Source organism: Vibrio sp. 99-8-1, assembly GCF_013114595.1.
Taxonomy (GTDB): domain Bacteria; phylum Pseudomonadota; class Gammaproteobacteria; order Enterobacterales; family Vibrionaceae; genus Vibrio.
In genome coordinates, this window is sequence record NZ_VTXE01000011.1 from 55,737 (window position 1) to 67,331 (window position 11,595).

General features: G+C 42.5%; 13 protein-coding genes and 1 other RNA gene. 10 read left to right on the forward strand and 4 right to left on the reverse strand.

Annotated features, from left to right (window positions below; genetic code table 11):
• Window positions 1–166: 166 nt before the first annotated feature.
• From zapE to sspB, 8 genes are all read left to right on the forward strand, one after another.
• Entirely contained in the window at window positions 167–1,270 is a 1,104-nt protein-coding gene (gene zapE, locus F0227_RS07835; RefSeq protein ID WP_171752643.1) for a cell division protein ZapE, read from the forward strand.
• 314 nt (window positions 1,271–1,584) lie between these two features.
• Window positions 1,585–2,013, forward strand: a complete 429-nt coding sequence (rplM, locus tag F0227_RS07840; RefSeq protein WP_171752644.1) for a 50S ribosomal protein L13 — start codon at window positions 1,585–1,587, stop codon at window positions 2,011–2,013.
• A gap of 15 nt (window positions 2,014–2,028) precedes the next feature.
• Window positions 2,029–2,421: a 30S ribosomal protein S9 gene (rpsI, locus tag F0227_RS07845; protein ID WP_171752645.1), complete on the forward strand. Its 393-nt coding sequence runs from the start codon at window positions 2,029–2,031 to the stop codon at window positions 2,419–2,421.
• A 353-nt stretch (window positions 2,422–2,774) separates the two neighbouring features.
• Window positions 2,775–3,368 carry a ubiquinol-cytochrome c reductase iron-sulfur subunit gene (gene petA / locus F0227_RS07850; protein ID WP_171752646.1) on the forward strand — a complete coding sequence of 198 codons (594 nt, stop codon included), beginning with the start codon at window positions 2,775–2,777 and terminating at the stop codon, window positions 3,366–3,368.
• The gene (locus tag F0227_RS07855) at window positions 3,368–4,633 is read left to right on the forward strand and encodes a cytochrome bc complex cytochrome b subunit (RefSeq protein ID WP_171752647.1); all 1,266 of its coding nucleotides are present in this window, start codon (window positions 3,368–3,370) and stop codon (window positions 4,631–4,633) included. The genes petA and F0227_RS07855 overlap by 1 nt, the downstream gene beginning before the upstream one ends.
• A complete protein-coding gene (locus F0227_RS07860) occupies window positions 4,630–5,367 on the forward strand; it encodes a cytochrome c1 (RefSeq protein ID WP_171752648.1) in 738 nt (245 codons plus the stop codon). Before F0227_RS07855 ends, F0227_RS07860 begins: the two co-directional genes overlap by 4 nt.
• An 87-nt stretch (window positions 5,368–5,454) precedes the next feature.
• A complete protein-coding gene (sspA, locus tag F0227_RS07865) occupies window positions 5,455–6,090 on the forward strand; it encodes a stringent starvation protein SspA (protein ID WP_171752649.1) in 636 nt (211 codons plus the stop codon).
• A 3-nt stretch (window positions 6,091–6,093) separates the two neighbouring features.
• Window positions 6,094–6,573, forward strand: a complete 480-nt coding sequence (sspB, locus tag F0227_RS07870; RefSeq protein WP_171752650.1) for a ClpXP protease specificity-enhancing factor — start codon at window positions 6,094–6,096, stop codon at window positions 6,571–6,573.
• A gap of 46 nt (window positions 6,574–6,619) precedes the next feature.
• Here sspB and F0227_RS07875 read toward each other — a convergent pair whose 3' ends face one another.
• From F0227_RS07875 to F0227_RS07890, 4 genes are read right to left on the reverse strand one after another with little or no spacing between them, the layout of a single operon-like run.
• Window positions 6,620–7,321, reverse strand: a complete 702-nt coding sequence (locus tag F0227_RS07875; RefSeq protein ID WP_171752651.1) for a BON domain-containing protein — start codon at window positions 7,319–7,321, stop codon at window positions 6,620–6,622.
• A 2-nt stretch (window positions 7,322–7,323) separates the two neighbouring features.
• Entirely contained in the window at window positions 7,324–7,914 is a 591-nt protein-coding gene (locus tag F0227_RS07880) for a phosphoheptose isomerase (protein WP_171752652.1), read from the reverse strand.
• Window positions 7,915–7,916: 2 nt separating this feature from the next.
• Entirely contained in the window at window positions 7,917–8,285 is a 369-nt protein-coding gene (locus F0227_RS07885) for a YraN family protein (RefSeq protein ID WP_171752653.1), read from the reverse strand.
• Window positions 8,272–10,086 carry a penicillin-binding protein activator gene (locus tag F0227_RS07890; protein WP_171752654.1) on the reverse strand — a complete coding sequence of 605 codons (1,815 nt, stop codon included), beginning with the start codon at window positions 10,084–10,086 and terminating at the stop codon, window positions 8,272–8,274. Before F0227_RS07890 ends, F0227_RS07885 begins: the two co-directional genes overlap by 14 nt.
• 64 nt (window positions 10,087–10,150) lie before the next feature.
• Here F0227_RS07890 and rsmI point away from each other — a divergent pair, with 64 nt between their 5' ends.
• Together rsmI and rnpB are read left to right on the forward strand one after the other, a co-directional pair.
• Window positions 10,151–11,014: a 16S rRNA (cytidine(1402)-2'-O)-methyltransferase gene (rsmI, locus tag F0227_RS07895; RefSeq protein WP_171752655.1), complete on the forward strand. Its 864-nt coding sequence runs from the start codon at window positions 10,151–10,153 to the stop codon at window positions 11,012–11,014.
• Window positions 11,015–11,063: 49 nt separating this feature from the next.
• Window positions 11,064–11,473: RNase P RNA component class A (gene rnpB, locus F0227_RS07900), an RNA gene on the forward strand.
• The last annotated feature ends 122 nt before the right edge of the window (window positions 11,474–11,595 follow it).

An 11,595-nucleotide genomic window follows, 5' to 3' on the forward strand; every position in this document is an offset into this window, starting at 1 on the left:
CTCCTTAATTATAGAGTCGGTTAACATGTTGTTTACCACATGTTTCTTGCGCATGTTACTATGACTGAGCAATCTGATAAAGATATTACGTAACAGATTCGACCAATGTGTTAGTGAAAAAATGTGTTAACGGGAAATGTGTTAGAGGGAACTTGGGTATTTAGTAATGACACCATTAAGAAAGTACGAAAGCGATCTACGTGAATTTAATTTTCAAATCGATACTGCTCAAAAAAATGCGGTAACCGCTTTAGATGCGCTTTATCACGCTTATAAAGCGTATCTGGATGCCCCTGTGGCAAAGTTATCCACCATGCAGAAGCTGCTTGGGAAAAAAGTGGAGCAAGCTACCTTGCCTCAAGGGATTTATATGTGGGGTGGAGTAGGGCGTGGTAAAACCTACTTAATGGATACGTTTTGCGAAACCTTACCGAATAGCCGTGTTATGCGGGTACATTTTCATCGCTTTATGCTTAGAGTGCATGATGAGCTAAAAACCGTTGGCGAAGTTTCAGACCCGTTGGAACATATAGCAGATATATTTACTGCTGAAGCCGACATTATCTGTTTTGATGAGTTTTTTGTTTCAGATATAACAGATGCCATGATACTGGGGACGTTGTTCCAAGCACTATTTCAACGAGGAATTGTACTTGTTGCAACGTCGAATATTCCGCCGAAGGATCTGTATCGAAATGGTTTGCAAAGGGCACGTTTTTTACCTGCGATTGAACTTATAGAGCAGCACTGCCAAGTGATCAATGTTGATGGTGGCGTTGATTATCGTTTAAGAACATTAGAGCAAGCAGAAATTTACCACTCTCCTTTGGATCAATCCGCTACAGAAAACCTCGATAAATACTACTCTCAACTGACTAGTGAGTGCAAAGTCGTTGCTCATTCAATCGAGATCAATCATCGAGATATTGCCATTAACAAAGCGTGTGATGGGGTTTTGTACGCGACGTTTGCTCAGCTCTGTCAAACGGCCCGTAGCCAAAATGACTATATTGAGATCTCTCGCCTGTACCATACGGTACTTTTATCCGATGTGATTCAGATGACAGCGACACAAGATGATGCAGCTCGTCGTTTTATCGCCTTAGTGGATGAGTTTTACGAACGAAATGTTAAGTTGATTATTTCGGCTGAAGTTGCGGCGCAAGAGCTTTATGATCAAGGTGGACTTACGTTTGAGTTTAAGCGTTGTCTGTCTCGCTTGGTTGAAATGCAAAGTCACGAGTATTTGGCTAAAGAGCACCTCGCCTAATTATCGATAGAAGGGGAGTTAACTTGGTGATGGTTAGCTCTCCTTGGTGACTCTGCCCGGAGACATCTGTCCACTCCTTTATACTCAAGGACTCGATGTGAATTCTTAGAATGAATTATTTATAAATTTCCTTAAAAAATAGATGATTTTTCCCTCACACTTCTCTATAATCCTGCGACCCACCGTTACTGCAGGTCTATTTTTTTTAATATGACCGAGAGTGCCAACACTCGAAGGGGTGATGATATGGGCTCTTAGACAGTGGGAGCGAAAGCTCCTTAAGTGTAAAATTAAATTAACGGGTTATTATTAGCATGAAAACTTTCGTTGCTAAACCAGCTACAGTAAAACGTGACTGGTATGTTGTAGACGCTGAAGGTAAAACTCTTGGCCGTCTAGCAAGTGAAATTGCATCTCGCCTACGTGGCAAACATAAAGCTGAATACACTCCTCACGTTGACACTGGTGATTACATCATCGTTATCAATGCTGAGAAAGTTGCTGTAACAGGTAACAAGGCTAAAGGTAAAGTGTATTACCGTCACTCTGAGTTCCCTGGTGGTCTTAAATCAATTACGTTTGAAAAACTAATTGATAAGAAACCAGAGATGGTTCTTGAGCTTGCTGTTAAAGGTATGTTACCACGTGGTCCTCTAGGCCGTGCAATGTACCGTAAGCTTAAAGTTTACGCTGGTGCTGAGCATAACCATATTGCTCAACAACCAACAGTACTAGACATCTAATCGGGGATTATGACAATGGCAGAGAATCAATACTACGGCACTGGTCGTCGCAAAAGCTCAGCTGCTCGCGTTTTCATTAAACCAGGCAGTGGTAACATCGTAATCAACAAGCGTAGCCTTGATGTTTACTTTGGACGTGAAACTTCTCGTATGGTTGTTCGTCAACCACTTGAGTTAGTTGAAATGTTAGAAAAACTAGACCTATACATCACTGTTAAAGGTGGTGGTATTTCTGGTCAAGCTGGTGCGATCCGCCACGGTATCACTCGCGCTCTTATGGAGTACGATGAAACACTACGCCCTGCTCTACGCGCAGCTGGATACGTTACTCGTGACGCACGTCAAGTAGAACGTAAGAAAGTTGGTCTACGTAAAGCACGTCGTCGCCCACAATTCTCTAAGCGTTAATCTTTTCAAAGATTACGTTTCAGCTTTATTGCTGGATTGTGGAATCAAAAGCTCGGTTTATACCGAGCTTTTTTGTATCTAAATATCAGAACATTTTGTAACAATCCCACCTTTTTTACATATTTATTTGATCAAGCTAATTATTCAGAATCAAAAGATTACTCCGTTTTGGGCGACATTATTTTCATCCTATAAGTGTTTTTGTGAAGCGCTGAACGAATTTTTGTTATAAATGTTAACAAAAGGTGTCTTTTTACTTATTATTCACCGCTAAAAGTAGAATAAAATTAGTTTTGTTAGCCATGCCCTGTGAATAGAAAAAAATAAAGCAGAGCAAATGGGAGATATGTTGGATGAGCAATGCGCCTTTAAACAGTGGACGTAGGCGCTTCTTAACTGCCACAACTGCGGTTGTTGGGGGTTTAGGAGCTGTCGCTGTCGCTGTTCCTTTTATTAAATCTTGGAACCCAAGTGAGAAAGCGAAAGCAGCGGGTGCCCCCGTTGAAGTCGATATCAGTAAGCTAGAAGAAGGTCAAATGGTTCGCGTCGAATGGCGTGGTAAACCTGTTTGGGTCGTTCGTCGAGCTGAATCAATAGTGAATGCGCTGAATGAGATTGATGGTGAACTACGTGATCCGTCATCTTCTGAAGAGCAACAACCCCTTTACGCACAAAATGCGTATCGTTCAATTAAACCAGAGTACTTTGTTGCTGTTGGTATTTGTACCCACCTTGGTTGTTCACCAACCTATTTACCTGACAGTTTTAATGAACAGGTTCAAGGTGTTAAGTCTGGTTTCTTCTGCCCATGTCATGGCTCTAAATTTGATATGGCAGGCCGTGTGTTCCAGGGTGTACCTGCACCTTTGAACTTGGTTATACCAAAACACATGTATTTGAGTGATACAAGAATTGTGATTGGTGTAGATGAAGAGGGAGAAGCCTAATGCAAGCTCTAGCTGAATGGTTTGAAAAACGTCTGCCCATGATGAATGCTTATAAAAAGCATTTATCAGAATACCCAATGCCGAAGAACTTTAACTTTTGGTATTTATTTGGCTCGTTAGCGATGCTAGTACTGGTTAACCAACTGTTGACTGGTGTTTGGTTAACGATGAGCTATGAACCGTCTGGTGATGGCGCATTCGCATCTGTAGAGTACATCATGCGTGATGTAGAGTATGGATGGTTGCTTCGTTACATGCACTCAACAGGCGCGTCAGCGTTCTTTGTTGTGGTGTATCTGCATATGTTCCGTGGCTTTATTTACGGTTCATACCAAAAACCTCGTGAGCTGCTGTGGATCTTTGGTATGTTGATCTTCTTGGTGCTGATGGCTGAAGCGTTTATGGGCTATCTATTGCCATGGGGACAAATGTCATACTGGGGAGCGCAGGTAATTATCTCCTTATTTGGTGCCATCCCTGTTATCGGTGATGACCTGACATTATGGATTCGTGGCGACTATGTTATCTCTGGAGCGACACTCAACCGCTTCTTTGCATTACACGTTGTAGCCCTGCCTATTGTGTTGTTGCTTCTTGTGGTTTTACACATATTGGCACTGCATGAAGTCGGATCAAATAACCCTGATGGTATCGAAACCAAGCTGCCAAAAGGTAGCATGGGTGATGATTATGAGCCGCAATTTAAGTTCCATAAATACTACACCAAGAAGTATGACATCATCGATTCTATTCCTTTCCATCCTTATGGAACGGTAAAAGATCTGGTTGGTGTTGCAGGCTTCTTATTCTTGTTCTGTTACGTGTTATTCTTCAATCCAGAAATGGGAGGCTATTTCCTAGAGCCACCAAACTTTGAAGCAGCAAACCCGCTGAAAACACCTGAACATATTGCGCCGGTTTGGTACTTTACGCCATTCTATGCCATCTTACGTGCCGTGCCTGATAAGCTATTAGGTGTTGTCGCTATGGGTGGTGCAATTGTTGTGTTGTTCCTACTTCCTTGGTTGGATCGCTGCAACGTACGTTCATATCGTTATCGTAGCAAGCTTCACTTAATTAACATTGTTCAATTCACCGTGAGCTTTATTGCACTGGGTGTTCTAGGTGCACTGCCAGCAACAGATTTGTATACATGGCTAGCTCGTCTCTTTAGCTTAGGTTATTTCATGTTCTTTGTGCTGTTGTTTATTTACAGCAAATATGAAAAAACAAAACCATTACCAGAGAGGGTGACATTCAAATGAAAAAGTGGATTGTAATACTATTTACTATGTTACCTTCATTGGCATTTGCTGCCGGCGGTAACGTACATTTAGACAGTGCGAATAATGATTTAAGTGATAAAGCATCGTTGCAAAACGGCGCCAAGTTATTCATGAACTACTGCTTTGGTTGTCACTCAACCCAGTATCAGCGCTTTCAACGAGTGGCGACGGATCTTGATATTCCGTTGGACCTGATGAAAGAGCACTTGGTGTTTGACCCTGAAGCGAAGATCGGCCAATTAATGGAAAATGCCATTCCAGATGAAGAAGCGGCTAAATGGTTTGGTGCTCCACCGCCTGATTTGACTTTGGTTGCAAGAGTGCGTGGCGCGGATTGGCTGTATACGTATCTACGAACTTTTTATACTGACCCAAGTAAAACATTTGGCGTAAATAACATTGTTTTCCCAAGTGTTGGTATGCCGCATGTTCTTGAAGAGCTGCAAGGTATTCCTACGCCAATTACTGAAGTTCAGGTAGTTGATGGTGTAGAGAAAACGGTTGTTGTTGGTATAGAAACGGATGGCAGTGGTGAGTTAAGTAGCAAAGAGTATGATATGGCAGTTCGTGACTTAGTGAACTTCCTAGAATACTCCGGAGATCCAGTCAAACTAGAGCGTGAAGCACTGGGTTGGTGGGTAATGGCTTTCTTAGTTTTACTCACGATTGTTTTTGTACTGCTGAAGAAAGAGTATTGGCGTGATGTGCATTAAATATGCTATCATTCGGTGCTAATTTGTATGCAATGGAGGCAACTAGCCTCCATTGTTTTTTTGTTTGTAAGTGTACTGGAGGGCTCAATGGCTGTAGCTGCCAATAAACGTTCTGTAATGACTCTTTTTTCAAGTGCCTCTGACTTATACAGTCACCAGGTGCGTATTGTTTTAGCGGAAAAAGGCGTAAGTGTTGAAGTGGAATTGGTTGATGATGCCAATTTGCCTAATGAGTTGATTGAGCTTAATCCTTATAAGTCAGTGCCTACTCTAATTGATCGTGAGCTTGCGTTATACGACTCTAAAATCATTATGGAGTACTTGGATGAGCGTTTCCCGCATCCGCCGCTAATGCCTGTTTACCCTGTTGCTCGTGGTAACAGCCGTTTAATGATTTACCGCATTGAACGTAACTGGTATACCCTTGCGAAAAAAATCGTAGAAGGCTCTGTTGAAGAAGCTGAATCTGCTCGTCAGAAGTTACGCAATGATCTTCTAACTTTAGCTCCTGTATTTGCAGAATACGAATACTTTATGAGTGAAGAGTTTAGCCTTATTGATTGTTACCTAGCTCCGCTATTATGGCGTTTACCGACATTTGGTATTGAGTTGGTTGGACCGGGTTCAAAAGAGCTGAAAATTTACATGAACCGTGTGTTCGAACGTGATTCATTCCTTGCATCTTTAACAGAAGCAGAACGTGAGATGCGTTTGGTTCGTTAAATCATGGAAATGAATGATATGACACCACGTCGTCCCTATTTATTAAGAGCCCATTATGAGTGGTTGGTTGATAATGATTTAACCCCTCATTTGGTGGTTGATGCGGATTTGCCTGGAGTGCGAGTTCCGGATCAGTTTGTTCAAGATGGACAAATTATTCTTAATGTTGCCCCTCGAGCGGTGGGCAATTTTGAAATGGGGAATGAGACGGTTACTTTTAGTGCTCGTTTTGGCGGTCAGCCTCATTCTGTAATTGTTCCTTTATATGCTATTCAAGCGATCTATGCCCGTGAAAATGGTGCCGGTACAATGTTTGAACCTGAAGATGCTTATATGGTGGATTACGAGGAATTGGTGGATGACGACGCGATTACGCCTGTCACGACATTTGGGTTAACGGTGGCTGATGATACAACTGAAGAAGTATCAGATGAAGCACCACCAAAACCGAAAGGCCGACCTAGCCTTAAAGTAGTCAAATAAAAAAAAGCAGCCAATGGCTGCTTTTTTTTATGCTTGGATATCAGGCTTATAGCCCGTCAACTTCTTCTGGCTCGATATAAGGAATAACCTCTTCGGTTGCCTCTGATTTGGTAACAGATTCTGTTGGTGCTGGTTGAGAGCTGTCTGGGCTCTCTTTCTCTTTCTTGTCTGCTTCCCCGTAATAAAAGGCTTTAACTACCTTTTTAACTCCAGAGATATTTCTTGCGACTTCAACCGCTTTCTCTGCGTGATAAGGAGACACAGACCCAACTAAGAAGACTTCACTATCTTCAGTGAATACCGATATCTTAAGATCTCGAAGTTCAGAGTCTGCGATCAACGCGGATTTAACCTTGGTGGTAATCCAAGTGTCGTTGCTAACATCGGTGATAGAGAGTAACGGTTTTACCTTTAGCTGGTTATAGACAACTTTAACTCCCGATATTTTCCGCACTTCGCTCTCTAATGAATCTTTGTAATCTTGGCTTATGGCTTGTCCCATAAGTAGAGTATTTCCTTTAAAGGTACTTGCGGTGACACGCACATTAGTCTTAAACGGTGCTTTATTACCAAGTGCGTTTATTTGTAAGGAAATATCTTGATCATGCAAAAGCTCAGAGCTGCTCCGTGGATCTGTAACGAAGTAGGCGGCGGTTGCTGCACCAGCGCCTACCACAAGAACACCAGCACAACCTGTTAGGTAAAGTGAGAAAAAAGAGACCAATATAATTTTAAATTTGTTTTTCATCATTACTCCTCGTGCGAGGGAAATAGAACTTGATCAATAAGGTCACACAAGCAGTGCAAGGTGACCATATGGACTTCGTGAATACGTGCTGTTCTTAGAGAAGGGATACGGATTTCTACATCATGTTCACCAAGTAGCCCTGCCATTTCGCCACCATCTTTTCCTGTTAACGCAATAATGGTCATATCTCTGCTTACAGCCGCTTCCATCGCTTTGACAATGTTTTGGCTATTACCACTGGTAGATATGGCGAGAAGTATGTCTCCTTCTTGGCCAAGCGCCCTTACTTGCTTAGAAAAGATTTGTTGATAGTCATAATCGTTTGCTACCGCAGTAAGGGTGGTATTGTCCGCGGTTAATGCCATCGCGGGCAGACTGGGTCTTTCAGTTTCAAAATGATTAAGTAAACAGGAGACAAATTGCTGAGAGTTTGCCGCAGATCCACCATTCCCACAGCAAAGAATTTTGTTGCCATTTAGAAGAGTGGCAACCATCGCTTGTGCAGCGTGAGTAATGGCGTCCGGCAACGCCTCGGCGGCTGCAATTTGGATCTGAATACTTTCAGTAAAACTGGCTTTAATGATGTCTTGCATGTTTATCCTTCGGTGATCGCGTTTTTTATCCAATTGATGTCGTTTCCATGTTGATGAATTGCGACGACATCAAATCGAAATTCGGTAGAAATGGGTGATAATTTGTTTTTCTTTAACCAAATATGAGCCGCTTTTATTAGCTTGCTCGCTTTGTTCTTGGTGACAAACTCAGCGGCGTGTCCGTAGCTGAGGTGCTTTCTATACTTCACTTCCACAAAAACAATGCTTTGCTTATGCTGCATAATTAGGTCTATCTCACCTAATTTGCAGCAGAAGTTATTTTCTATAAACGTTAACCCATGATCCAACAAGTATCTCTTAGCAACTTGTTCGTATTGGTTACCTATCTCTTTTTTGCTAAAGAGCTTCATGCTCTATCCAGCTAATTTCTCTCTGCACCACACATTGCGGGCTTAGAGAAAGAACGCCGGTTTTTCCTTGTACATGATAGTTAGGATCAACTTTCATTTGAGGTAGCTCTTTGACCAGTTTATAAGCATCCATTCCTAGAGCTTGCAGGCGTTTTTCATTATTACCGTAATCTGGCCACAAGGTTTTCATTTGATTATCTAATCTGCTGTTTTGTTCCGTCAGTAGAGGTATGTCACTGAAAATTACGCCAGAAAGATCTTCAAACTGCCTTTTGCTTCCGCTATTGCTGCGTGAATTAGCAAATAATGTCGGTGGTGTTGTTTCCGGGTTGATGATGACCTCGATAAACGGTTTTATCAAAGTGAGTTCTGAGCTTTTCGCTACAATGTATACAGCATCTATATCTCGTCGGCTTCTCGCTTGGTTCTCTAACTCCATATTTAATAGCTTATCCATCTGAGCATTTCTGGCTTTGCTGGCGTTGATGCCAAAGACGGTATTAATATTTTGCTGAAGTTGAGATTTATTACCAAAGTAACTGACTGATGCTTTATTGCGACTAAACTTCTTCCACTCATTTTGGAATGCTATTGCTACACGTTCACCTAAAGCGCCTTTAGGTGCAAGAATGAGTGGATACTGGAACCCTTGAGAGAAGAGATGTTTTGCGGCCTGCTGTACTTCTTGTTCAGGAGACAGGGCAAGGTAACAACTGTTGACTTCTGGATTGATATCGTCAGGCAGGTTAAGTGCTAGCATAGGGACTTGCTTCTGTTGTGCTAACTGAATGTTTTGAACCACTTCTATATTGTCTTTCACTAATGGGCCAACAATGAAATCGATACTGTTGTTTTGAATTTTTTCCGCTAGTGCCTCTTCATCCAAAGCACTGCTGTTGATAATAGTAAGGCTTTCATCATCTTTACGGTTGTAGTCGTCCATCATCGCCAGCATGAAACCGTCTCTGATCAGTTCCGCTTGTTTTTGATACTTTCCGGTTAGTGGTAGCAATAGGGCAGTATTTTTGGCCTCAACAATTTCTAGTGCCAGAATATTCTGAATTTCGATTGGAGGATAAATAGCGGCTGCATGGTATGGATACTCAATCATCCAACCTTCGATGGCACTCTTTAGCTTACCAATATGGCCATTAAGGGTTTTCATATACACGGCTAATTGAAGCCACGCTTCTAGATCTTTCTCATCATCTTCAATAGCAAACTCGGTTATATCGAGAGTGGAGTAGAGGCTGATGGTTTGCCAGATGTCATTCGTCAGTTGCTGACGCTGATCTTCTGCTACGTACTGGGATAACTGTATAAGCTCACGCGTCGCGTTAAGGTGGTCAAGTAAGCTTAGATAAAGATCCGCTTTCAATTGATGATAATCTTTCCATTGCTCATCTGGAATTCGCCACCAACGAGGGAAGTTTAGCTCTTTTAGCGCTTCGTCGGGTTGTTCTCTTAAGTTTAGATATTCAGCGCGAGCCAGTTGCCACTCCGCTTGTTGCATTTCAGATAAAGGTAATTGACCTATTCGCTGAATGAGTAGTGAAGCTTGATTTAGCTTTCCTTCATCAACGGCGGCTTTGAGTGCCATGATCAACCAGTTATTCTGTTCATTGCCTTCAATGGTGTCGGCTTTGATTAAATAGCTGTGTGAACTTAAGGTCGGCTCAGAGGTAATATCCAAGCTTTGTGGCGCTTGAGGCATAGATGAACAGGCCGCAAGAGTAATTGCTAGTGCAATTGGAGTGAGAAGGCGTGGTACACTGGTTCGCTTGTGGTTCATTCTAGCCATGAGTTCTTATTCAATTGTGTGTAAAATTAAGTACTATATTAATCGCTGAAGTGATGGTAAACAAATGACAGATAATAAAAGATTCCCGTCAGAGATCCCAACTCTCTATATTGTACCAACTCCAATAGGCAATTTAGGGGATATTACTCAGCGAGCAATAGAAATATTATCTCTCGTTGACCTTATTGCCGCCGAAGATACTCGCCATACTGGTAAGTTATTATCCCATTTTAATATTCAAACTAAAACCTATGCGTTGCATGATCACAATGAACAGCAGAAAGCGCAAGTATTGGTTGAAAAATTGCAGCAAGGCCAGTCTATTGCACTAGTTTCCGATGCTGGTACGCCATTAATTAGTGATCCAGGATACCATTTAGTCAATAAATGTCGTCAAGCGGGTGTCAATGTTGTCCCATTACCGGGAGCGTGTGCTTTTGTTACTGCGTTAAGTGCTTCTGGATTACCGTCTGATCGATTTAGTTTTGAAGGTTTTCTTCCTGCCAAAAGTAAAGGAAGACAAGATAGAATCAGAGAGATTGAACAAGCAGAACGTACCTGTATTTTTTATGAGTCTCCTCATCGGATTATGGATTCACTAAAAGATATGCTTGAAGTGTTAGGTCCAGAGAGAGAAGTTGTACTTGCCCGAGAGCTGACAAAAACCTTTGAGACGATAAAAGGTCTGCCGTTGGGAGAGCTAATTGCTTGGATTGAAGAGGATGATAACCGCAAGCGTGGAGAGATGGTGATTCTTATTCACGGTTATCGAGAAAGCGAAAGTGAAGAATTCCCAGCAGATGCTATCCGTTTACTGACTATGTTGGTGAAAGAGCTACCGCTGAAAAAAGCCGCAGCCATTGTTGCTGAACTGCATAGCATGAAGAAAAATGCGCTGTATAAGTGGGGATTGGAGCACCTAGAGTAATTGAGTATAAAGCTAGACATCTTAATATTGCTTAGTTACAATCCGCGCCGGAGTTGACTGGATAGTCGCTGCTTCGTTGATGTCCTACGGTTAATCCTGTGGAGACTGACGGAGGGGAGGAAAGTCCGGGCTCCATAGAGCAGGGTGCCAGGTAACGCCTGGGGGGTGCAAGCCCACGACAAGTGCAGCAGAGAGAAAACCGCCGATGGCTTCTTTTTTCGTTAGAGAAGAGACAGCACAGGTAAGGGTGAAAGGGTGCGGTAAGAGCGCACCGTGCGGCTGGCAACAGTTCGTAGCAAGGTAAACTCCACCCGGAGCAAGACCAAATAGGCTTCCATATGGCGCTGCTCGCGTTTGGAAGCGGGTAGGTTGCTGGAGCCAGTGAGCGATTGCTGGCCTAGAGGAATGGCTATCACCGCGAAAGCGGCACAGAACCCGGCTTATAAGTCGACTCCCCAACTTAAGACCCACTGCGAGAGCGGTGGGTTTTTTACTTTTTACAGAAAATCATGTGCTGAATAAGTGATTTTTGTTTGGAATTCGTCAGATTCCTCAGATTGATACTAGCGAGTTTATTGCAT

Excerpts from the sequence above, each read along its gene's own strand:
- zapE (WP_171752643.1), top strand. The coding sequence starts at position 167 with ATGACACCATTAAGAAAGTACGAAAGCGATCTACGTGAATTTAATTTT.
- rplM (WP_171752644.1), top strand. The coding sequence starts at position 1,585 with ATGAAAACTTTCGTTGCTAAACCAGCTACAGTAAAACGTGACTGGTAT.
- rpsI (WP_171752645.1), top strand. The coding sequence starts at position 2,029 with ATGGCAGAGAATCAATACTACGGCACTGGTCGTCGCAAAAGCTCAGCT.
- petA (WP_171752646.1), top strand. The coding sequence starts at position 2,775 with ATGAGCAATGCGCCTTTAAACAGTGGACGTAGGCGCTTCTTAACTGCC.
- F0227_RS07855 (WP_171752647.1), top strand. The coding sequence starts at position 3,368 with ATGCAAGCTCTAGCTGAATGGTTTGAAAAACGTCTGCCCATGATGAAT.
- F0227_RS07860 (WP_171752648.1), top strand. The coding sequence starts at position 4,630 with ATGAAAAAGTGGATTGTAATACTATTTACTATGTTACCTTCATTGGCA.
- sspA (WP_171752649.1), top strand. The coding sequence starts at position 5,455 with ATGGCTGTAGCTGCCAATAAACGTTCTGTAATGACTCTTTTTTCAAGT.
- sspB (WP_171752650.1), top strand. The coding sequence starts at position 6,094 with ATGGAAATGAATGATATGACACCACGTCGTCCCTATTTATTAAGAGCC.
- F0227_RS07875 (WP_171752651.1), bottom strand. The coding sequence starts at position 7,321 with ATGAAAAACAAATTTAAAATTATATTGGTCTCTTTTTTCTCACTTTAC.
- F0227_RS07880 (WP_171752652.1), bottom strand. The coding sequence starts at position 7,914 with ATGCAAGACATCATTAAAGCCAGTTTTACTGAAAGTATTCAGATCCAA.
- F0227_RS07885 (WP_171752653.1), bottom strand. The coding sequence starts at position 8,285 with ATGAAGCTCTTTAGCAAAAAAGAGATAGGTAACCAATACGAACAAGTT.
- F0227_RS07890 (WP_171752654.1), bottom strand. The coding sequence starts at position 10,086 with ATGGCTAGAATGAACCACAAGCGAACCAGTGTACCACGCCTTCTCACT.
- rsmI (WP_171752655.1), top strand. The coding sequence starts at position 10,151 with ATGACAGATAATAAAAGATTCCCGTCAGAGATCCCAACTCTCTATATT.